Below are 24,070 nucleotides of genomic sequence, written 5' to 3' on the forward strand. Positions count from 1 at the left end.
CTATTATTTCACCTCAATCGGCTCTTCAACTAATTCCCCGTTAAGAGACCAAGTTTTTGCTTCCGTTATTTTTACTTTCACAAGCTGACCAATTAAAGATTTTGAAGCGACGAAGTTTACAAGTTTATTCGTACGAGTATAACCTGCAAGTACTTCCGGATTATTTTTACTTTCCCCATCAACTAACACTTCTACAATTTGACCTTTGTAACGACTATTCTTTTCAATTGCCAACGTATTTACTAGTGTATTTAAGCGTTGAAGACGTTCTTTCTTTACTTCCATCGGTACATTATCTTTCATTTTTGCAGCTGGTGTACCTTCGCGAGGAGAGTAAATGAATGTAAAGGCAGTATCAAACCCTACTTCACGATATAACGACATCGTTTCTTCAAATTGCTCATCTGTTTCATTTGGAAAACCAACGATAATATCTGTTGTTAATACTGCATCTGGAATTGCTTCTTTAATTTTTCTTACAAGTTCTAAATAATGCTCACGCGAATATTTACGTGCCATAATTTTCAGCATATCCGTACTTCCAGATTGAACTGGTAAATGGATATGTTCTACTAGGTTGCCACCTTTGCCAAGCACTTCAATTAAGTGATCATCGAAATCACGTGGATGGCTCGTTGTAAAACGAATACGGGCAATATCAACTTTACGAAGTTCGTCCATTAAATCGCCAAGACCGTATTCTATATCTTCAAAGTCTTTACCATATGCATTTACGTTTTGACCAAGTAAAGTAATTTCTTTATAACCATTTGCAGCTAAATGACGAATCTCTTGGATAATATCTTCTGGACGTCTACTTCGCTCTTTTCCGCGTGTATACGGTACAATACAATACGTACAGAATTTATCACAGCCATACATAATATTTACCCAAGCTTTAATATCACCACGACGTACTTTCGGAAGGTTTTCAATTACGTCACCTTCTTTTGACCATACTTCAACTACCGTCTCTTTCGAGAACATCGCATCTTTTAGAATGTACGGTAATCTATGAATATTATGCGTTCCAAATACCATATCTACATGCTGATTTTTTTGCATAATTTTATTTACAACAGATTCCTCTTGAGACATACAACCACATACACCAATTAAAAGGTCTGGATTTCTTCGTTTGAGTGACTTTAAATGGCCTAGCTCACCAAACACCTTATTTTCAGCATTTTCACGAATTGCACAAGTGTTTAATAAAACTACATCTGCATCCTCAGTTGAAAAAGTTGGTTCATATCCAAGTGCGGTGAAAATGCCTGCCATTACTTCCGTATCATGCTCATTCATTTGACAACCATATGTACGAATATAGAACTTTCTTCCTGTACCAAAATTGCGAAACTCTTCAGGTAAGCCAAAATCCCGTTCAATTTTAACTTCTTCTTTCCCGCGATTTTTCGCATCCTTTAAGGAAGGTGGTTGATATACACTTTCAAAGTATTTACTATAATCTTTCTCTTCTTTTTTCGTAGAGGAATTTGCTTGTTGACTTGCTAATCGTTGTTGCTCGTTCATCGGTAATCTCCTTTCACCCTTAACTATACATACTCTATAGTCCATTTTAATGCGCCTAGACTCACCTCAAAAATGGTTAGATAGCTTGAGAGATAACTTGTCCTTTGAAACTTGAGTAATCAATCTAATCATTCATAAGAATGAAGTCTTCCCCACGCAAATAGACATTCCCTTTTTATCATTTCTTGTTGTCCTACCAAAAAGCATATTGCTTTATCCCTATAAACATTACCATAGTATGATGTATTTCGCCAATTTTAACAATAAAGAGGCCCTTTATTATCTTACATTTCATAAGCAATGAACTTGCCATTTTCATACAACGATTTATATATTATTTTATCATTCTGAATTTTCTAAGTAAATAAAACTACCCTATATTTTTGTACATAAAAAAAGGTTACCAAATCGGCAACCTCCTCTTCTTACATTACATAAATTCAGCAACAAGCTCATCAAACATTTTCTGATCCATATTTAAATCAGATTTCACTAAAGGCTCTTCACTATAGCCTTTAACAAGTTCTTGATATGATGGTTGCTTAGTATTTTGATAAATTAACCCTGTTACTAAACCGTTATTTTCCATTAAAGTTTGCATAGCCATCATGCGATTAGATGGATCATATCCCTCTACTGTACTTAGTTTCGTTAAATTCTCTTTAAACCAATCGTAAGTATTTACTTTATTGTAAGTAACACATGGGCTAAATACGTTAATTAATGAAAATCCTTTATGGTTAATACCAGCTTCAATAATTTGTGTTAATTCTTTTAAATCACTCGAAAAGCTTTGCGCCACAAATGTCGCACCAGCTGTTAAGGCCATTTCCATTACATTTAGTGATGGTTCAATTGAACCTTGTGGTGTGCTTTTCGTTTTAAATCCAGCTTCACTACGTGGTGAAGTTTGCCCTTTTGTTAATCCGTAAATTTGGTTATCCATTACGATGTACGTAATGTCGATATTACGACGAATAGAATGGATTGTATGCCCCATACCAATCGCAAATCCATCACCGTCACCACCTGAAGCGATAACTGTTAAATCACGATTTGCCATTTTCACACCTTGCGCAATTGGAAGGGCACGACCATGAATACTATGCACACCATATGAATTAATATAACCTGAAATACGGCCTGAACAGCCGATACCAGAAATAACAGCAAGTTCATCTGGATTTAGGCCAACGTTAGCTGCCGCACGTTGAATTGCAGCTTGCACTGAGAAGTCTCCGCAACCTGGGCACCAGTTTGGCTTTACACTGTTACGAAAGTCCTTAAATGTTGCCATTTAATACAACCCCTTTTTTGCATTCGTTGTAAATCTCTTTCGGCAAGAATGGGTTTCCATCATATTTTAAAAGACTAGAAATTTTCTCACCATTACCAAGATTCATTTTCATAATGTTAGCAAGCTGACCTGTTGCATTGTTTTCTACTACTACAACACGCTTCGCCTTTTTCACAAGTGGATCGATTTCAGCTGTTGGGAACGGGTGAATTAAACGCACATGAGCATGGTTTACTTTCATACCCTCTTGTTCTAAACGCGTCATTGCCTCTTCGATCGCACCACGAGTTGAGTTAAATCCAACAAGCAATACGTCTGCTTCTTCATGCTTAACATTTTTATAAACAGGGGTATTAAACTTCAAGTTCTCCATTTTACGGAAACGTTTGTCCATTTGATCTTTACGGTTTATTGCTGATTCCGATGGTTTTCCAGTTTCATCATGTTCTACACCTGTAACATGGTGAACACCATTTTTCATACCAGGTAAAACACGTGGTGAAACGCCGTCTTCTGTTACTTCATAACGCTTGAAGTATGCTTTATTTTCACGTTCTGGTAATTCTACTTCTAAATCAAGCTTACCACGACGAATTTCCACTTTATCTAATTTAAGTGGTTCTACTGTTTGTTTTCCTAAAGAAAGCTGTAAATCTGTTAAGAAAATAACAGGAACTTGATATTCTTCAGATAAGTTAAATGCCTCTACAATGTCATAGAAAGCTTCTTCAACTGTACTTGGCGCCATTACGATTTTTGGAATTTCACCATGCGTACCGTAAATCATCGCCATTAAGTCAGACTGTTCTTGCTTAGTTGGTAATCCTGTACTTGGGCCGCCACGTTGTGTATCAACAATTACTAATGGAGTTTCTGTAATACCTGCTAAACCGATTGCTTCCATCATTAATGAAAGACCTGGACCAGCAGATGCCGTTAATGTACGAACACCAGCATAGTTTGCACCGATTGCCATTGTACAAGCTGCGATTTCATCCTCAGTTTGGATTACTGTTCCGCCGACTTTCGGTAATTTTTTAATTAAGTATTCCATAATTTCTGATGCAGGTGTGATTGGGTATGCTGACATAAAACGAGCACCACCAGCTACCGCACCAAATGCGATTGCATCGTTCCCAATCATAAACATGCGTTTTTTACCATCAGCTTTTTCAAGCTGCATCATGTTTACTTTCTCACCTAGTAATTCTTTCATATATTGAGAGCCACGTTTAATTGCGTCCATATTCTTTTGAACGACTTGCTCTCCTTTACGACCAAAGATTTCTTCAACAACATCTAAATAAGCTGTTTCATCTAATCCTAATACTGCACTTGATGCTCCAACAGCAACCATGTTTTTCATTAATGATGTGCCTAATTCTGAAGCAATATCTGTAAACGGTATCACATATAGATTTACATCTGTATTGTCAGGTATTGTTGGATTAAATTTCGCATCCGCAACTACAATTCCACCTGGACGTAGTTCGTGGAAATTAAAATCAATTGTTTCTTGGTCAAAAGCAATTAAAATATCTAAATCATCTGAGATCGCTCGTACTTCTGTTGTACTTACACGAATTTTATTATTTGTATGGCCGCCTTTTATACGTGATGAGAAGTGGCGGTAACCGTATAAGTAATATCCTAATCGGTTTAATGCAATACAGAAGATTTCTCCTGTACTTTCAATTCCTTCACCTTGTTGGCCTCCAACTTTCCATGAAAGTTGACTAATCATCTCCTACACCCCTTTTGGCTGCATTCATTGTAGTGTATTTTTTTACAGTAATAGTTTAGCATTTTTTATGCAAATAAACTACAACGGACGCAAATTATGCCTCTTCTGATTTCCCTGAATCTTTAGTATAAAGCTATTTTGTTTTTCATTCTAGTATTAGGTCTTAAAAAAAGCAATAAAATCAAATGAATTAATTTTAATTTTTCTGAATTTTAAACCGAAACTTAAAAACTCATATGTTCTACAAAATTATCATATAAAAATCGTTCTACAGTAGATGTAGCATAGTGTTTACAAAGCTCATTCATTACATTTTCATAATCTCGATAAACTGATACATTTACAACTGTTTCTAAAATCCCATCAAAATCTGAACCAAATCCTATATTGTACTCTCCACCTAATGAACAAATATATTCGATATGTCTTACTATATCTGTTATATTTGCTTCATTTTCATTCGTTAGAAACTGCGGTACAAAAGTGACACCGATCATGCCATTTTTCTTTATAAGAGCTTTAAGTTGTTCATCGTTTAAATTACGTGGGTGCTCGCAAAGTTTCATACAATTTGAGTGGGAAGCAATAGGATTTTTTGCAATCTCTATAACATCCCAAAAACTTCTTTCATTCAGATGAGACACATCAGTCCATACATGTAGCGCATTCAGTTCTTGTACAACCTGTTTACCAAAATTCGTTAAACCCGCCCCACGTGTCTCTAGCGCACCATCAGCTAAGAGATTGGCATAATTCCATGTTAGTCCAAAAGAACGTACTCCTAGGCGATACAACAACCGTAATTTCATTGCTTCTTTTCCAATTACTTCGCATCCTTCTAGTGTTAATATCGCTCCAACCTCGTCCTGTTTTAACATGTTAATATCATCTTTTGTCTGAATAAACTTTACACCTGGTAGGGATAAAATTTCATTATAAAAAATATCTACCATTTGTAATGCTGCTTCAAATCGGTTTTCATATGCCACTGTTTCTGGTACATATATAGCAAAACATTGTATACTTCCTTTTCTTCTCTTTAACTGTTCAAATGTAATATGTAATTGTGAATCATCGTTAAAATTCCTTTTCCCTTGTGCACTCCATAACTGAAGAAGCACGTCACAATGAGCATCAAAAATTTTCATTTTCATTCCTCCATTATAAAAACAACCTGTTTGCATACTGCAAACAGGTTGTTTAAAACTTAACGAGGTTCTACAATTAATTTTATTGCTGTACGCTCTTCGCCATCAATCATAATATCTGTAAACGCTGGGATACAAATCAGGTCCAAACCACTAGGCGCTACAAATCCTCTTGCGATTGCTACTGCCTTTACCGCTTGGTTCAATGCACCCGCACCAATAGCTTGAATTTCTGCTGTTCCGCGTTCGCGAATAACACCTGCAAGTGCACCAGCTACAGAATTAGGGACCGACGTTGCTTTAACTTTTAATATTTCCATTCCGCGTTTCCTCCTCGTTTCTTTAAAAAGTATTAGCAATTATTTCACTTTAACTTATATTCACGAGGAATGGCGCGTATTCCTGCTAAATTTTCGTAATTTTTCTAAAAAATTAAAATATAATAACTTATCTAAAATTTAACGGGAATTTACTCAAAAAATGGTTGATCGTCATTAATTAAAATACGTTCAATTTTCTTTGCTTTTCCTGTATTTGGATCCACATCAATTAACACTGCACTTAATTGCGTTCTACCATTTGTTACTTCAAATCGTACTGGTAAGTTTGTTAAAAACTTCTTCAATACTGCTTCTCTATCCATACCTAATATTCCATCATACGGCCCTGTCATTCCAACATCTGTAATGTATGCCGTTCCGCTTGGTAAAATACGGTTATCTGCTGTAGGGACATGCGTATGCGTACCTACTACTGCTGTAGCACGTCCATCTACATACCAACCTAGCGCTTGTTTTTCACTTGTAGTTTCCGCATGGAAGTCAACAAAGATAATATTCGTACGTTTTTTCGCAATATTAATTAATTCATCCACTTTACGGAATGGACAATCAATCGGAGGAAGGAAAGTACGTCCTTGTAAGTTAATAACTGCAACTTCTGTTCCATTACAGTTCACAAAGATAAGTCCTTTTCCTGGAGTTCCTTCTGGGAAGTTAGCTGGTCTTGCAAGATATTTTGCATCATCGATGAATTCAAATACTTCACGATTATCCCAAGCGTGGTTTCCAAGTGTAACTGCTTGCGCCCCACATTCTAAAAAGTTTCGATATATTTTTTCTGTAATCCCACGGCCACCTGCTGCGTTTTCTCCATTAATGATTGTTACTGTAGGTGTATATTTTTTCTTTAATGCCGGTACGTATTGTTGAATCATACCTCTACCAGGAGATCCTACTACATCCCCAACAAATAATATTCTCATATGTCTTACCCTTTCTATGTACTGCATTTTTTATTGCTATAGCATCAAGTAAATTCCTTATAATATGTTTATTATAAGTTTGTTTCACTTTTATACTATATAACTAACTGTCTTTATTTTATCCAATTCCAACACAAAAAAATAAAGTGGTGTTTCACCACTTTATTTTGCGTATTCCACTGCACGTGTTTCACGAATAACAGTTACTTTAATATGTCCTGGGTAATCCAGTTCATTTTCAATACGTTTTCGGATATCACGAGCTAAACGATGAGCTTCTAAGTCATCGATTGTATCTGGTTTTACCAAAATACGAACTTCACGTCCTGCTTGAATTGCAAATGACTTTTCAACGCCTTCATAAGACTCTGAAATCTCTTCTAACTTTTCAAGACGACGAATATAGTTTTCAAGTGTTTCACTACGAGCTCCCGGTCTTGCAGCTGATAAAGCATCTGCTGCTGCAACTAAAACTGCAATGATAGAAGTTGGTTCTGTGTCACCATGGTGAGATGCGATACTGTTTATAACTACAGGATGCTCTTTATATTTCGTTGCAAGTTCAACACCAATTTCAACGTGGCTTCCTTCTACTTCATGGTCAATCGCTTTTCCGATATCATGTAATAGACCTGCACGTCTTGCTAGTTTTTCATCCTCGCCAAGCTCTGCCGCCATAAGTCCAGTTAAATATGCAACTTCCATAGAGTGTTTTAAGACGTTTTGACCATAACTTGTACGGTATTTTAAACGACCTAAAATTTTAATTAAATCTGGATGTAATCCATGAACACCCACTTCAAACGTTGTTTGCTCTCCGACTTCGCGAATATACTCGTCCACTTCACGTCTTGATTTTTCGACCATCTCTTCAATACGCGCTGGGTGAATACGTCCGTCCTGTACTAGTTTATCAAGAGCGATACGAGCTGTTTCACGACGAATTGGGTCGAATCCAGAAAGGATTACTGCCTCTGGTGTATCATCGATAATTAAGTCAATACCCGTTAACGTTTCTAACGTACGAATATTACGACCTTCACGCCCGATAATACGTCCCTTCATTTCGTCATTTGGAAGATTTACAACCGAAACGGTTGTTTCAGCAACATGATCAGCTGCACATCTTTGCATTGCAAGAGATAAAATCTCTTTTGCTTTCTTATCCGCTTCTTCTTTCGCGCGAACTTCACTCTCTTTTACCATAACAGCGATTTCATGAGAAACTTCACTTTCTACTTTACCAAGAATAATTGCTTTCGCTTGTTCGCGTGTCAGATTGGAAATGCGCTCTAATTCTGTTTGTTGCTTTTGAACTAACTCTCCCACTTTGCTTTCCAACTCTTCAATCTGTTGTTGTCTCGCTACAAGAGATTCCTCTTTCTTCTCTAACTGTTGCTCGCGTTTATCGAGCGTTTCGTCTTTACGATCAAGGTTCTCTTCTTTTTGCATTAAACGATTTTCTTGTTTTTGTAATTCGCTTCTACGGTCACGAATTTCTAATTCAGCTTCTGTACGAAGTGTATGAATTTCATCCTTTGCTTCTAAAAGCGCTTCTTTCTTAAGTGCTTCAGCATCACGATTCGCTTCGTCTAAAATACGTCTCGCTTCATTAGCCGCACCATTAATCTTCGCTTCAGCAATAGACTTTCGAACAAAAAAGCCAACAACTGCACCGACTGTTGCAAGCAAAATGGAGATGAGTATCCAAACTGTACTCGTCATGATTTCACCTCCCCTTGCTATGAATGAAAAAAGACTGTCGGCATGTACATTGAATTACAACATACAGCAAAGACCGTCGTCCCGCTTTTTTAAGGGACTTTCTTCATTTCACAATTAAAATGTCATATTATTATTTCGGTAAGATTTAAACCTTACTCCGAATATTACTTCTCTTCTTGAGAAGAGTATATTGTATATAAGAAAAAATATACATTCTCATTGTATCTATCGTAATTTTCATTGTCAAGCGTTGTCTACTTTTACTTTCTTTGCCTTCAGCCTTGAATGTGACCTAAATTTTAAAAGTAAGGAGCCTACTATACTGGAAAACCTTAGTAATTCCCATTTCTTTTACTTAAAATATTTATATATCCCTCTTTACACAACGCATTTGAAGTAAAAAAATATTTTTTATCTATAGTATTATGCTCCTTAATAGTAGATAAAAAAATAAAAGACACGAGGCCGTGTCTTTTATTTTTTTAATCAAGAAGAGTTGAATCTTCTGCGCCCTCAGCACCAGAATCTTCACTAATTCCGTGATGCTCACGAATAAAGAAAGCAATTTCTTCTCTTAAATCTGTATTTTCTTTTAAGAACTGCTTCGAATTTTCACGACCTTGTCCTAGGCGTTCTTCATTATAAGAATACCAAGCACCGCTCTTTTGAACGATATCAAGCTCAGAAGCCATATCCAAGATTTCACCTTCTCTTGAAATACCTTCTCCGTACATAATATCAACTTCAGCAACACGGAATGGTGGTGCTACTTTATTTTTCACTACTTTTACTTTTGTTTTATTACCAACGATGTCGTTACCTTGCTTTAATTGCTCCGCACGACGCACTTCAAGACGAACAGTTGAATAGAATTTCAACGCACGACCACCTGGAGTTGTTTCTGGGTTTCCGAACATAACCCCAACTTTTTCACGAATTTGGTTAATAAAGATTGCAATTGTTTTTGATTTGTTGATTGCTCCTGAAAGCTTACGAAGTGCTTGTGACATTAAACGTGCTTGTAAACCTACGTGTGAGTCACCCATGTCGCCTTCAATCTCTGCTTTCGGTACAAGAGCTGCTACAGAGTCAATTACGATAATGTCAACCGCACCACTTCGTACAAGTGCTTCCGCGATTTCTAATCCTTGCTCCCCTGTATCAGGCTGTGATAATAGTAATTCATCTATGTTAACGCCTAATTTTTGTGCATATACAGGATCCATTGCGTGCTCCGCATCGATGAATGCTGCTTGTCCACCTTGACGTTGTACTTCTGCAATTGCATGTAATGAAACTGTCGTTTTACCTGAACTTTCAGGTCCGTAAATTTCGATAATACGGCCACGTGGATATCCGCCTACCCCTAGTGCCACATCAAGTGCTAAAGAACCACTAGAAACCGTAGAAACTCTACGCTCCGCTTGTTCTCCTAATTTCATAATTGAACCTTTACCGAATTGCTTCTCTATTTGTTTTAACGCCATATCTAACGCTGCTTGACGATCACTCATTCAAAATTCCTCCTTAACTGAATTGCTAATCTTATTATACCTATTTTCAATTCAATTTGCCAACAAAAATCGAACATTTATTCGATTTTTTTATTTTCTATCAAATAATATCTAAATTTAACCGTAAAAAAACTAGAAGAAACTTATATCTCTTCTAGCTTTTTATATAAATGATAAAATCCATATTTTGCTGTTCGTTCTCTAATTTGTTGACGACTTCCGCTTAAATTAAGAGGAAAGACTACAGTTGGTTCATCCTTAATCGAAAGCCCAACAAATACTGTTCCTGGTTCTTTCTGTTCTGAAGCATCTGGCCCTGCTACCCCAGTGAAACTAATTCCAATATCCGCTTTTAGTACATCCTTAACATTTTCAGCAAGATAACGAGCACATTCTTTACTAACTGCACCATCAGTATGCAACACTTCTTCAGGCACACGTAAAACATATTGCTTCACATCATTATGATAACAAATGACACCGCCTTTAAACACAGAAGAAACACCAGCGTTTTCAGTTACTTGATTTCCAAAAAGACCACCTGTTAAACTTTCTGCACACGCTAAAGTTAACCCTTTTCTCTTCAATAACTCGATTGCCTTATAATGCAAAAATTCTTGGTCATATCCGTAGAAAAATTCTCCAACTCTTTCTAAAATCAAATCTTCCACATGTTGAATTAGTTTCTCCGCTTCGCTAACATTTTGATGCTTAGCAGTTAAACGTAATGTCACTTCTCCATCATTTGCTAACGGGGCAATTGTTGGGTTTGTTTGTCCATCAATTAAATCTTGAACTTTCACCTCTAATTGGGACTCCCCAATGCCGAAGAAACGAAGCACACGAGAATAAATGTTTTCTCCTGTTGTAAAATTACGTAAAAAAGGCTCTACGTAACTTACATACATTGGTTTCATTTCTTTTGGCGGCCCTGGTAATAAAATATAAACTTTTCCGTTCTTATTTACCCCCATACCCGGCGCCATACCGTGGTCATTTGCAAATACTGTTGCTCCATTTAAAACGAGCGCTTGCTTTTTATTATTCTCCGTAAATTCACGGCCTGTACGCTTAAAGTAATTACTTATTAAGGCTAATGCCTTTTCATCATACACAAGCTCTTCATCTAAACTAGCAGCTATCGTTTCTTTCGTTAAATCATCTTTTGTCGGTCCTAATCCACCTGTAAAAATAAGTATATCAGCACGTTCTTCCGCAGCTTCAATCGCCTTTTGCAATCGCTTATTATTATCACCAACAACAGTATGATAGTACACGTTAATTCCGATTGAAGCTAACTTTTCAGATAAAAACTGGGCATTTGTATTTGCAATTTGTCCAAGTAATAATTCAGTTCCAACCGCAATAATCTCAGCATTCATCCCAATTCCCCCATAAACTTCTATTTTGAGTTTACAAAAGCAGCTCTATTTTTCCAGAAATAATCCCATCCTGAAATAACAGTAAAGATTAATGCAATCCATATGAAGATATCCGCAACTGGAATATGGATTAAATTTAAAGGTACATCGTGTAATAAATATGCTGCAATCGCAATAATTTGTGTCCATGTCTTAATTTTTCCTAGCTGGTTTGCTGCAACTACTTCCCCTGTTCCAGCAAGTACAAGACGTAAACCAGTTACCGCAAACTCACGACTGATAATTACAATAACAATCCAAGCCGGTACATATTGCATCTCTACCAATGTAATAAGTGCTGCCGAAACAAGTAATTTATCAGCTAACGGGTCAAGAAACTTCCCTAAATTCGTTACAAGATTATATTTTCTTGCGTAATGTCCATCAATCCAATCTGTAGCTGAAGCAATGATAAAGATAAGTGCCCCCACTAAATGCTGAATCGGTAAATCAACATCACCAATTTTGTATGAACCCCAATCAAAGGGTGCTAACATAATTACCATAAAAATTGGAATTAAGAAGATTCTAGATATTGTAATTTTATTTGGTAAATTCACAGCTATTCCTCCATCATATCAAAAACATTTGTTCATCGAAAAAAAGTCATCGAAGCGATGACTGTTATTGTGCAGGTTGCTCTATCCCTTGGTTTTTTATCACCAATCTTTGGTGAAGTTCTTTTTCTGGATCCAATGGATAAGCGACCACTTGGCCATTCAGTTTAACTTCAACATTCGTTGCATTTCCAATATTAAGTCGCACTTCTTTTAATGTTGATACATCACGTTTTTCTATTTGGCCCTCTTGTACTGTAGCGTTTAGAATCACATTCCCAGCATCATCTTTAACATCTACATAACTCGCACCTTTACCCGATAATTCCAGTTCTAATGTTTTATTATTATGAATTTCCAAAGTAGATACCTTTCCAGTTGTTCCAACTACTTTCACTTCTTGCTGTCCAGTTGGTTGTGCTGGTTGCTCCTCTTTCTTTGGTTCTTCTTTCTTTGGTTCCTCTTTTTTTGGCTCTTCCGCTTTCACTTCATCTTTCTTCGTATCTAACGGAGAATCTTTCGCTTTTTGAACTTCAATTTTCTCACTTTGAGCACTCGGAACTTTTTCATCATCTTTTCCAGTTAACGCTTGAAACACAAACCAGATTACCACTCCAACTGCGATTACTAACAGCGCAACTAAGATTTTCGGCATGTGATCTGCAATTGGCCATGATGAAGATTTTTGCATTGTTTCTTGTGTTTTTTGTCCCGTTGATACTTGTGGAACTTCACGCTTTTCAGATTGTGGTATCGTACTCTGATGTTCTACGAGCAGTTCCTCTCCATTTAATCCAACCGCATCTGCGTATTGTTTAATGAATGCACGCGCATAAAAAGCTCCTGGCAATACATCATAATTGCCTTCTTCAATTGCCACTAAATGGCGTTTTTGAATTTTTGTAATCTCATGCAGCTGATCAATAGACAAGCCTTTCGCTTCTCTTGCTTCTTTCAGCTTTTGTCCCAATTCCGTCACTACTAACACCTCAATATTTCTTTAAAAGTCAAACATAGAGAAATTATTTTGCGTACCTTGCTCAATTTCATCTACTAAATTATATTGAATTTCTTCATCATAATCGTTACGCAACTCGATAATATAATCAAAATCATCCAATGTGTATTCTGACTGACTCACAAATACATCAGGATGTTCCACAACTTTCGTTGCAGGCAATCTCATAATTTCACGAACGAGCTGCCAATGTCTTTCGTTAGCACGCTTCGTTGACACAATTCCATCTAGGATGAAAATATTGTCATCGCTATACTCATCTTCAATTAATTGACTACGAACAGTTTGCTTAATAAGAGTAGATGATACAAATAACCACCTTTTATTTGCACAAACACTTGCAGCAACAATGGATTCTGTTTTTCCGACACGAGGCATTCCGCGTATCCCAATTAGTTTATGGCCTTCTTTTTTCATAATTACTGCCATAAAGTCTACAAGTAAGCCTAATTCATCACGCACAAATCGAAATGTTTTCTTATCATCTGCATCTCGTTGTATGTACCTACCATGTCTAACCGCTAGCTTATCTCTTAGCTTGGGCGGACGATATTTCGTTACCGTTATGTTATCCATCGTATTTAAAATTGATTCAAGTCTAGAGATTTGCTCTTGATTATCACACATAAGAAGTAACCCACGTCGTGCATTATCTACACCATTAATTGTGACAATATTAATGCCGAGCATACCGATTAACGAAGAAACGTCACCAAGCAAGCCAGGTCGGTTTTTATGTATTTCATATTCAAAATACCATTCAATCATCCAAGATCACTCCCCTTGCTTACTTTACACCTACGTACTATATTATATGATTTCACCTTAATAGGGAAGCTAAATGTATAATCTACCCTGTGTAATTATTATACAAAAAAAGTAGAGAGGAGAATCTCCTCTCTACTTTTACTTATGTTGTACGAACTTAACCATTAAATTTGCAATTGTATGTTGCTCCTGTTCATCAGCAACTTTCCAAAGCTCAGCTAATAATTTCTCTTGGTCATTGCGTCCTTCTACCTCATTAGCAAGATAGTCGCCAACACGAAACGCCATATCTGATACCGCACCGCCATCTAAACCTTTGTCTTGCGCTTGCTCTAAACGTTCTCCTAAAAAGCTCTTCCACTGATCAAAATTATCTAATACTGACATAATTAAGCACCTCACTATTGAGTAATAAAATCATCCTTAATTTGTGCAACTATTCATTTTTTATGTAAGAATTTTTTAGCAGTGCCAACCGCCATTCACTCCGATAATTTGTCCAGTTATGTAAGACGCTCCTGGTGATACGAGGAATGAAACTGTTTTCGCTACTTCTTCTGGTAATCCTATTCTACCTAATGGTATATCTTCAGCAATTCCCATTTTATCTTCTTCAGAAAAAACACTTAACATTTCCGTTTCAATTGCTCCTGGTGCTACTGCATTCACACGTAATCCACTTAAAGAAACTTCTTTCGCTAAAGCTTTCACATATGAATTTTGTGCCCCTTTTACCATTGAATAAAGCACTTCACAAGAAGCCCCTATTTGTCCCCATATAGATGAAACAATTACAATATTACCACTTCTTCTCCCGATCATAGGCGGAAGTGCCATAGAAAGTAATTTATATACGTTCTTCACTTGAAGTTCTACCATATAATCCAATTCATCGTTTGTTACATCTGTTACTAGTCCAAAAATACTCTTCCCAGCTGCGTATACAATAACATCAATAGGATGTTCAATTTGTCCCCACAATTGCTCTGCTCCATCACTAGAAGCTAAATTCGCTTGAACAGGGATAACTTCTCCCCATGCCTTCTGCAATTCCAATACCTTTTCTTCACTGTTATTGTAATGAACATAAACTGTATATCCATCTTGAATTAATTGTTTCGAAATAGCAGAGCCAATTCCTCCGCTCCCTCCAGTTACTAACGCATACTTTTTCATAAAGTCCCTCTCTTATCTCTACAAGTTCAATTTTCACATAACTAAATAATACCCTCATCTTACAATTTTTCAATGATAAGATGAGGGTATCTTTTTAATTTTATTTTTTCGGTAACACCTGACAAATACTCATTTTGTCTTCTGATAACAATAATTTCGCTACTTCTTGTAAGTCTTGAACGGTTAGTCCTTCTAATACAGTCAATGCGTCAAATAGGCTAGATTCATTAAACGCGTATCGTGTAAATTGATTTGCAATATATTCTGGTGAATTCAACGAGCGTAAAAAACCACCAATTTTCTTTTTCTTCACTCGTTCTAATGCCGCCGCATCTAATTGATCATAATCTGTTTTTAATAAAATATCTTTTAAACGATTTGCCAATTCATCAGGTTGTTTCGTATCACCGCCAACCATTGCAAAACCGAAGTTATTTTCTTCTGTATAGTCATACGAGAATGAATCATCAATAAGCCCTTCATTATATAAAGTTTCGTAATGAACAGAACTTTTCCCAAATAAATAATCTAAGAGTAACGTAAGCGCAATTTCTTGTTTTAAAAGCGCTTGCCCCTTTTCCTTTAAATTAGTCGCTTTAATACCAACTAAACATTTCGGTGTTTGCACAGGCATTGAAATAATTTTTTTCTTTTCATTTACCTCATTTGGTTCTTCTTCAAATGAACGCACAATTTCTGGCTGGTTTTTATAATCTTTTTTCGCTTGATTTTCACGTACTAAATCCATTGTTTTCTCTGGATCAATTGCACCCACAACAAATAATAACATATTGCTCGGATGATAAAATGTTTCATAACATTCATACAATAAATCTTTCGTAATTTTACTAATAGATTCGATTGTCCCTGCAATATCAATTTTAATTGGGTGTTTTACAAACAAGCTATCAATTAACCCGAAGTACAAACGCCAATCTGGGTTATCTTGATACATTTGAATTTCTTGCCCAATTATCCCCTTCTCTTTTTCAACCGTTTTTTCAGAGAAATAAGGCTCTTGCACGAAGTTTAGCAATGTATTTAAATTTTGTTCTACGTTTGAAGTACATGAAAAAAGGTAAGCTGTTCGTGTAAAGGATGTAAAAGCATTTGCCGATGCTCCTTGTTTACTAAACAATTGGAAAGCATCGTGATCTTCTTTTTCAAATAATTTATGCTCAAGAAAATGTGCAATTCCATCAGGCACACGAATCATTTCTTCTTTCCCTAATGGTACAAATGTATTATCTACAGAACCATATTTCGTCGTAAACGTAGCAAATGTTTTATTAAATCCTTGTTTCGGTAAAACATATACATCTAATCCATTAGGAAGTTTTTCATAATAGAGTGTTTCTTTTAATTGCTCATAAACAATTTTCTCCATTTACTCTCCCTCCGTTCCTTGTAAAAAGTAAATTGTATCTAGTTCAATATTTTTAGCAACTTTTACAATTTCTTCTTTCGTCACACTTTCTATACCTGTAAGCCATTCTTCAACTGGACGTGTACGATCTGAAATAATACCATGATATAGCATTTCTACAAAGCCACGTGGTGTATCAATTGCCTCTAATATTTGATTTTGGATGACACTTTTTGTTTGATGTATTTCTTCTTCAGAAAACTCTCCGTTTTGCATCGCAAGCATTTGTTCTTTAATAATCTCAACTGCTTTTTCATAATTTTTCGCTTCGATTCCTGACATAACAAATAATAAACCTTTATGACTTTCAAAGCGCGATGCTGCATAGTACGCTAAACTATTTTTTTCACGCACATTTACGAATAACTTCGAATGAGAAAAGCCACCAAACAATCCATTGAACAATTGCAATGCAAAATAATCTTCATCTTTATATGTGACAAATGTACGATAACCGATGTGTAATTTACTTTGTTTTAATTCTTGTTTTTCAACAACTTCTTTTTCTTCATTATTTCGTCTATGAAGGAGTACATTTCTTTCTCTCACTGGACGAGTTGAAATAGAAAAATACTTACTTACAAGATCAACGGCGTTTTCTGAAATATCACCAATAATATATAGATCCATTTCATCTTCCGCTAACACCTTTTGATAATATTGATACAAACTTTCATTTGTAATAGACATAACACTCTCTTTTTTTCCATTTGCACTTAAACGATACGGTTCTACTTTGCACATTTCTTCAATTAAACGCTCGTTTGCATAACGCATTTTATCATCATAAGTAGCTTCAATTCTCTGTAACAGTGCTCTTTTTTCACTTTCTACGATAGAAGATAGGAAACCGTTCCCCTCCGTTGCTGGATGTAACACAATATCTGACAACATAGAAAGCGCTTTTTCAAATAACGGTGGTGCATCATGTAAATAAACTTCATTTGCAATGTCTACATAAATGGAGATAATATGGTCTTCCCCTTTTTTACTTACATCTACCGCTAAAGAAGATCCGTATAATTCTTCTAAATATTGACGAAGACGAATTACAGAAGGTAATTTTTCTGTCGCACTTTGCAATACGTATGGCAATAGGGCACGCTCTGTCACCGTCTCCTCATTTAAAGGCGCTTTAAAACGAAATACAAAGGTATTCGTTTTATATTTATCAGTCGGAATAATATGTACGCGCAAACCACCTAACTCATGTAGTTGTTGTTCCATTAGTTTCATTTATAGCCCTCCTTTACGTATATAGGAATATTCCTCTTCAATATACAGTTTTTAGAAATAAAAAATCAACTTTTCTCCCTTATTATGCTTACATATGATTCTTTCTAAAAACTTTAATATGTAAGGAACATAGTAAAATTCCGTATTAAATATATTCTATGTAAAAAAGCCCACACTAATGTGCGAGCTTTTTTATACTTATAAAATACTTATCGTTTTCCTTTTTCATAAGGAGTTCCTAAAGCTTTCGGAGCTTCAGAACGACCTACAAAACCGACAAGCGCTAATATTGTGAATATATATGGTAATATCGTTAATAAAACACTTGGAATTTGATCTAATACAGGGATTGTTCCGCCCGTTACACTTAGAGATTGCGCAAAACCAAAGAATAGAGCTGCACCTAGTGCGCCTAGTGGATTCCACTTTCCAAAAATCATAGCAGCTAAAGCTAAGAAACCTTGTCCTGTAATAGTTGCCCCTGAGAAGTTATTAGAAATTGACATTGCAAAAATCGCTCCACCAATTCCAGCAAACACTCCTGAAATACAGACTCCAATATAGCGCATTTTATATACGTTAATCCCCATCGTATCCGCTGCCATTGGGTGTTCACCAACAGCACGTAGACGAAGACCGAACGGTGTTTTATAAATAACATACCAAACAACGAACGCTAAAATAATGGCAATATATGACGTTATTGGTACGTTCGAGAAAAATATTTTCCCTAAAACCGGAATATCCGAAAGGCCTGGAATATCAATCTTTTCAATACGATACTGAATAAAGTCAGTCTGCCCTTTATCAAAAATCTTCTTAATTGCAAATACTGTTAAACCAAGAGATAAGAAGTTAATGGCTACACCACTTACAACTTGATCTGCTCGGAATGTAATAGAAGCTACCGCATGAAGTAATGCAAATAACCCACTACCAATTGCCGCAAATAGTAACGCAATCCACGGAGTCATCGTTCCCCAAGTATCACCCATTAATAAGTTTGTAACGACTCCAATAAATGCACCAAATAGCATTAGTCCTTCTAATCCGATGTTTACAACACCCGATCGTTCACTAAATACACCACCTAGTGCTGTGAAAATGATAGGTGCCGATGTATATAACGTACCCGTCACAAGAATGGCTAATATATCTAAAAAGCTCATTTATTTCCCCTCCTTGCTCATGCGTGTAAGCGCCCATCTTAACACATAACTACATGCAACAAAGAAGATGATACATGCAATAATTACATTAATAAGCTCTGACGGTACATCTGCCTCAAAGTTCATTTGAGGGGAAGCACTTTTCAAACCACCAAATAATAAAGCTGAAAGGATTATACCAAACGGATTATTCCCTCCAAGTAATGCTACGGCAATCCCATCAAATCCTACTCCTGTAAACGAAGACATCGCTGTCATACTCTGGAATGTCCCTAATCCTTCCATCGCTCCACCAATCCCCGCAAATGCACCAGCAATTGTCATGGAGAATACTACATTACGAGAAACTTTCATACCTGCATATTGAGAAGCATGCTGATTAAATCCTACTGACTTTAATTCGTAACCTAAAGTTGTTCGATCTAATAAGAACCACATTAAAATAGCGATTAAAATTGCTACAATAATTCCCCAGTGTAGACGTGAACCATCAGTAATAGAAGCAAGCCAGTCTGAAGATAGTGACGCACTCTCTTTAATATCATACGTTTTGTCATTACCCGCATGTAAGAAACGCTTAATGATGTCATACGTTACATACAAAGCGATATAGTTCATCATAATAGTTACAATAACTTCATTCACTTGAAACTTCCCTTTTAAATATCCCGGAATGAAGCCCCAAATTCCGCCCACCAATGCTGCAAATAAAATAGATAATGGAATATGAAGGAAAGCTGGTAGTGAGACTGCATAACCGAACCAAACCGCTGCAAGCCAACCAACTAACAATTGACCCTCTACCCCGATATTAAATAAACCTGTACGAAATGCAAACGCCACCGATAAGCCAGCAAGAATAAGCGGTATCATTGTACGAAGCGTTTCACCAATCGCACTTGCGCTGCCGAACATTCCTGTCCAAAGTGCACTATAACCAACAATTGGATCATAGCCACTAACTAGCATTACAATCGCTCCTACAAGTAAGCCGAAAATAACGGATAGTACTGGGACTAAAATATTTATCGTTCGTTCTGTTAAAAGCTTTTTAGCCATTTGTACCCACCTGCTCCTTCTTTGTTCCTCCAGCCATTAACAATCCAAGCTGTTGTTCATTCGTTTCTTTCGCATCAACTATTGCTACAATTTCCCCTTCATAAATAACAGCAATTCGATCGCTAACATTTAAGATTTCATCTAACTCTAATGATAAAAGTAATACACCTTTTCCTTTATCCCTTTGCTCTATTAATCTCTTATGAATAAATTCAATTGCTCCTACATCTAAACCACGTGTTGGCTGTGCCGCAATTAATAAATCTGGATTTCGGTCTACTTCACGTGCAATAATTGCTTTTTGTTGATTCCCCCCAGATAGAGCGCGTGCTAACGTTTGCTCACTAGGTGTACGCACATCAAACTGTTCAATAAGAGCCTTTGCTTTTTCTGTAATTTTGCTGAAATTTAAAATCCCTTTCTTTGAAAATGGATTTTTATAATACGTTTGCAGAACTATATTATCTCTAACAGAAAAATCAAGAACGAGTCCGTGTTTATGACGATCTTCTGGAATATGACCAATTCCTTCTTCTGTTATTCTTCTAACAGGCCAATTTGTTATTTCTTTTCCTTTAATTGCAATAGAACCTGACTCAACTTTTCGTAAACCAGTAATTGCTTCTATTAATTCACTTTGTCCGTTTCCATCAATCCCTGCAATCCCAACAATTTCCCCCGCACGAACAGTTAAGTCAAGGCCTTTTACAGCAGGTAGTTGACGTGCATCGTGAACAACAAGGTTTGCAATTGAAAGTACCTCTTCTTTTGGCTTCGCGTCTATTTTTTCTGTTTTAAAATTCACTTGACGTCCGACCATTAATTCTGCAAGTTTATTTTCATCCGTATTTGCAACGTCAACCGTTCCAATCCCTTTTCCTTTACGAATAATCGTACAACGATCGCAAACTTCCATAATTTCTTTCAACTTATGTGTAATAAGAACAATAGATTTTCCTTCTTGCACAAGCTTTTTCATAATTTGAATTAGCTCATGAATTTCTTGCGGTGTTAACACAGCTGTTGGTTCATCAAATATTAAAATTTCTGCACCGCGGTAAAGAGTTTTCAAAATCTCAACACGCTGCTGCATACCAACTGAAATATCCTGTATTTTCGCATATGGATCTACAGATAAACCGTATTGTTCAGACAGTTTTTGAATTTCTTTAGCAGCTTCCTCAACAGCAATTTTCCCTTTTTTCTTCGGTTCATTTCCGAGAATAATATTCTCTGTAACTGTAAAATTATGAACAAGCATAAAGTGTTGATGGACCATTCCAATACCAAGGTCATTTGCTATATTCGGATTTGTGATTTTTACAGGTTTACCTTTAATTTTAATTTCACCCTGCTCTGGTTGGTACAAACCAAATAGTACATTCATCAATGTGGATTTCCCTGCACCATTTTCTCCAAGTAAAGCATGTATCTCACCCTGCTTTACTTGCAGCGTAATATCATCATTCGCTACAATGCCTGGGAATACTTTCGTAATGTTATTCATCTCAATTACGTATTCCATTGTGTTCCTCCTTTTAACAGGGAACATTCCCTATTACACTATTAACTTATTAAGCAATTCGGAAGTTTTATACATACAAAGGTTAGTTCTATGAACTAACCTTTGCTATTTCTCTATTTATTTTTTTAGAGAAGCTTCATATTCTTTATACTCTTTATCTGTAGCTGGCACTTTAATTTCACCGGCTGTAATTTTCTTTTCAAGCTCTTCTACTTTTGTTAAAATTTCAGGGTTAACTTTTTTCACGTTATCAGTTGTTTTTGAAATACCAATACCGTCATCTTTTAAGCCAAACTCTTCAATTTTCCCGCCTTTTAAATTCCCATCTTTTGCTTCTTTAGCTACTTTTTCTACTGCTACATCAACACGTTTAATCATTGAAGTTAATGTTACATTTTCAGGCATACCTTCTTGATGTTGGTCACGGTCAACACCGATTACCCAAACATTTTCACCTTTTTTCTTACGGTTTTTCGCTTCTGTGAACACACCGTTACCTGTACCACCAGCAGCATGATAAATTACGTCTACGCCTTGACCATACATTGCTGAAGCAAGAACTGTACCTTTTTCAGGCTTATCGAATGCTTCTGCATATTCAGATACGATTTCAATGTTTGGATTTACTGCCTTTGCACCAGCTTTAAATCCATTTTCAAATTTACTAATTAAATCACTTTTCATTCCACCAACAAATCCTACTTTATTCGATTTTGTTGACATAGCTGCTACCGCACCTACAAGGAATGATCCTTCATGATCTTTAAACGTAATACTCGTTACGTTCGGTGCATCTACAACAGTATCTACGATTGCAAATTGTTGTTTTGAAGATTCTTTTGCTACTTCTTTAATTGCACCTTCTAATTTATAACCAATTCCGAATGTTAAATCATATTTATCTTTTGAGAATTTTTTTAAATTCGGAATATAATCAGCTTCTTTTTCAGACTGAAGGTAACGATAATTTGTCTTTTCTTTTAAACCATTATCTTTACCAAACTTTTGTAACCCTTCCCAAGAAGATTGGTTAAATGACTTATCATCAACGCCCCCAACATCCGTTACGAGACCAACCTTGAAGTCTTTATTGTCTTTCGTGTCTTTCTTGTCACTGCTCGCCTTATCCGAGTTACCACATGCACCTAAAACTGTACTTGCTGCTAAAGTTAATGATAATAAAAGGCCTGCTTTTTTCTTCATACTAGAAACCCCTCCAAAAATGATATATATTTATTTATTCTTACGCTGCTGTTCCTTACTTCTTGCTGTCACCTCCCTAAAAAGGAATTTACCTACATACGCTTTCTTAATACGTGGAAGCTAAATTTATCAGCTCTAAAGTAATTGATAGAATATAAGATTGGCTCATCATTTTGATCATAGTGCATTTGTTTTAATACAAGCAGTGCTGTTTCAGGCTCACATTCTAAAATTGGTGAGATTTTAGGGTGATAGCCAATTGGCTCAATGTGAGCAACCGCATATGTTATGCGCTTATGCGTGTTATTATGTATCACCGTTAATAATGATTCCTCATTGTAACCCGATAAGTCTGGCAATATTTCTTTTGCAAGTTTATCGATACAATACACAACAGGTTCCCCATCTGCTGTACGCACGCGTTCAATCATCACTGCATTAAAACCATCTTCACTATTAAACTTCTCTTTTTCCTCTTCTGTTAAAGTTGTAGTAGATGATGATAAAAAGATTGTTCCTGGTGTTTTCCCCACACTAGAAATCATATCTGTAATACTAGAAAGTTGTTCTATTCCAGAAGAAAATAATGGCTTTGCATTTACAAATGTCCCTACACCATGTCTACGAATGACAACATTTTCTTCTTCTAAAATACGCAACGCTTCCCTTAAAGTCGCTCTACTTACGCCAAGTTCTTTCGCTAAATCAAACTCTGATGGTAACTTTTGTCGTTCTTTATAAGCTCCATCTTTAATTTTTTCTTTGATGTGATCAATCACCCGTAGATATAGGTGACGACTATCAGATTTTACTGACATAAGACTCCCCCGCATTTCAATTATTCGACCTCTGATGTAAGACTTCTTTTCTCTTTTTTCAACTTACAACATAGTACAAATGACTAAACACCAAAATAAGTGTAATTGTCGAATAAATAATAATAATTTTTTAAAATAAAATTTTCACTCTTTATTGCATAAAAAAAACTTTGCACCATAAACATTCCTCATTTCGAGAAAAAGTTCGGCACAAAGATCCTTTACATCCTTTGTTACACACTTTTCCCCTCATAGTCTAGCAATTCATGGTTGCCAGGTAGAAACTTATGGACCTTATCTCCAAGATTATATGAGGCAGTGATTCTTTTCGAAGTAATCTTACCACTTGCTCTCATACGTGTCAACAAAATCTAACATTTTTCTGCATTAAATATCGAACATTTACATAAAACATACTCAAAGTATTCGTATTCTAAAGGGCACCCCTAAATGTAAGCCCTTTCTTTAC

At 36.1% G+C, this 24,070-nt stretch carries 21 protein-coding genes and 1 riboswitch; all 21 genes read right to left on the bottom strand.

Annotated elements, in window-relative coordinates:
* Positions 1-3: 3 nt before the first annotated feature.
* The gene (miaB, locus tag V7S45_RS18440) at positions 4-1,533 is read right to left on the bottom strand and encodes a tRNA (N6-isopentenyl adenosine(37)-C2)-methylthiotransferase MiaB (protein WP_001005394.1); all 1,530 of its coding nucleotides are present in this window, start codon (positions 1,531-1,533) and stop codon (positions 4-6) included.
* A gap of 430 nt (positions 1,534-1,963) precedes the next feature.
* A complete protein-coding gene (locus V7S45_RS18445) occupies positions 1,964-2,830 on the bottom strand; it encodes a 2-oxoacid:ferredoxin oxidoreductase subunit beta (RefSeq protein ID WP_000190155.1) in 867 nt (288 codons plus the stop codon).
* Positions 2,817-4,574, bottom strand: coding sequence for a 2-oxoacid:acceptor oxidoreductase subunit alpha (locus tag V7S45_RS18450; RefSeq protein WP_000625418.1), 1,758 nt, complete (start codon positions 4,572-4,574; stop codon positions 2,817-2,819). Before V7S45_RS18450 ends, V7S45_RS18445 begins: the two co-directional genes overlap by 14 nt.
* A gap of 224 nt (positions 4,575-4,798) precedes the next feature.
* A complete protein-coding gene (locus tag V7S45_RS18455; RefSeq protein ID WP_000688048.1) occupies positions 4,799-5,722 on the bottom strand; it encodes a dipeptidase in 924 nt (307 codons plus the stop codon).
* 59 nt (positions 5,723-5,781) lie between these two features.
* Positions 5,782-6,042, bottom strand: coding sequence for a stage V sporulation protein SpoVS (gene spoVS / locus V7S45_RS18460; protein WP_000404341.1), 261 nt, complete (start codon positions 6,040-6,042; stop codon positions 5,782-5,784).
* A gap of 149 nt (positions 6,043-6,191) precedes the next feature.
* Positions 6,192-6,986 carry a TIGR00282 family metallophosphoesterase gene (locus tag V7S45_RS18465; protein WP_001221095.1) on the bottom strand — a complete coding sequence of 265 codons (795 nt, stop codon included), beginning with the start codon at positions 6,984-6,986 and terminating at the stop codon, positions 6,192-6,194.
* Between the two features lie 162 nt (positions 6,987-7,148).
* Entirely contained in the window at positions 7,149-8,711 is a 1,563-nt protein-coding gene (gene rny / locus V7S45_RS18470) for a ribonuclease Y (RefSeq protein WP_000204911.1), read from the bottom strand.
* Between the two features lie 482 nt (positions 8,712-9,193).
* Positions 9,194-10,225, bottom strand: coding sequence for a recombinase RecA (gene recA / locus V7S45_RS18475; protein WP_001283860.1), 1,032 nt, complete (start codon positions 10,223-10,225; stop codon positions 9,194-9,196).
* Between the two features lie 143 nt (positions 10,226-10,368).
* Positions 10,369-11,607 carry a competence/damage-inducible protein CinA gene (cinA, locus tag V7S45_RS18480; protein WP_000990690.1) on the bottom strand — a complete coding sequence of 413 codons (1,239 nt, stop codon included), beginning with the start codon at positions 11,605-11,607 and terminating at the stop codon, positions 10,369-10,371.
* 20 nt (positions 11,608-11,627) lie between these two features.
* On the bottom strand, positions 11,628-12,206 hold the full coding sequence (gene pgsA, locus V7S45_RS18485) for a CDP-diacylglycerol--glycerol-3-phosphate 3-phosphatidyltransferase (protein WP_001052967.1): 579 nt from the start codon (positions 12,204-12,206) through the stop codon (positions 11,628-11,630).
* A 64-nt stretch (positions 12,207-12,270) separates the two neighbouring features.
* On the bottom strand, positions 12,271-13,182 hold the full coding sequence (locus tag V7S45_RS18490; protein WP_000137461.1) for a RodZ domain-containing protein: 912 nt from the start codon (positions 13,180-13,182) through the stop codon (positions 12,271-12,273).
* A gap of 21 nt (positions 13,183-13,203) precedes the next feature.
* Positions 13,204-13,989 carry a DUF3388 domain-containing protein gene (locus tag V7S45_RS18495; RefSeq protein WP_342761458.1) on the bottom strand — a complete coding sequence of 262 codons (786 nt, stop codon included), beginning with the start codon at positions 13,987-13,989 and terminating at the stop codon, positions 13,204-13,206.
* Positions 13,990-14,127: 138 nt separating this feature from the next.
* Positions 14,128-14,376, bottom strand: a complete 249-nt coding sequence (locus V7S45_RS18500) for a DUF3243 domain-containing protein (RefSeq protein WP_000114450.1) — start codon at positions 14,374-14,376, stop codon at positions 14,128-14,130.
* 75 nt (positions 14,377-14,451) lie between these two features.
* On the bottom strand, positions 14,452-15,165 hold the full coding sequence (locus V7S45_RS18505) for an SDR family oxidoreductase (protein WP_000759604.1): 714 nt from the start codon (positions 15,163-15,165) through the stop codon (positions 14,452-14,454).
* 100 nt (positions 15,166-15,265) lie between these two features.
* Complete coding sequence (locus V7S45_RS18510; protein ID WP_000411976.1) at positions 15,266-16,552, bottom strand: pitrilysin family protein; 1,287 nt, start codon at positions 16,550-16,552, stop codon at positions 15,266-15,268.
* Positions 16,553-17,827 (bottom strand): pitrilysin family protein, encoded by a 1,275-nt coding sequence (locus V7S45_RS18515; RefSeq protein ID WP_000772418.1) that lies wholly within the window; start codon positions 17,825-17,827, stop codon positions 16,553-16,555.
* Positions 17,828-18,036: 209 nt separating this feature from the next.
* Entirely contained in the window at positions 18,037-18,996 is a 960-nt protein-coding gene (locus V7S45_RS18520) for an ABC transporter permease (RefSeq protein WP_000008856.1), read from the bottom strand.
* Entirely contained in the window at positions 18,997-20,055 is a 1,059-nt protein-coding gene (locus V7S45_RS18525; protein WP_001085254.1) for an ABC transporter permease, read from the bottom strand.
* A complete protein-coding gene (locus V7S45_RS18530) occupies positions 20,048-21,580 on the bottom strand; it encodes an ABC transporter ATP-binding protein (protein WP_000456914.1) in 1,533 nt (510 codons plus the stop codon). Before V7S45_RS18530 ends, V7S45_RS18525 begins: the two co-directional genes overlap by 8 nt.
* Positions 21,581-21,697: 117 nt before the next feature.
* Positions 21,698-22,783: a BMP family ABC transporter substrate-binding protein gene (locus V7S45_RS18535; RefSeq protein ID WP_000725771.1), complete on the bottom strand. Its 1,086-nt coding sequence runs from the start codon at positions 22,781-22,783 to the stop codon at positions 21,698-21,700.
* 92 nt (positions 22,784-22,875) lie between these two features.
* Positions 22,876-23,601: a GntR family transcriptional regulator gene (locus V7S45_RS18540; RefSeq protein ID WP_000114182.1), complete on the bottom strand. Its 726-nt coding sequence runs from the start codon at positions 23,599-23,601 to the stop codon at positions 22,876-22,878.
* Between the two features lie 232 nt (positions 23,602-23,833).
* A riboswitch (purine riboswitch) is annotated at positions 23,834-23,935 on the bottom strand.
* Positions 23,936-24,070 lie beyond the last annotated feature (135 nt).

Source organism: Bacillus sp. BR3(2024), from assembly GCF_039134555.1.
GTDB lineage: Bacteria > Bacillota > Bacilli > Bacillales > Bacillaceae_G > Bacillus_A > Bacillus_A cereus.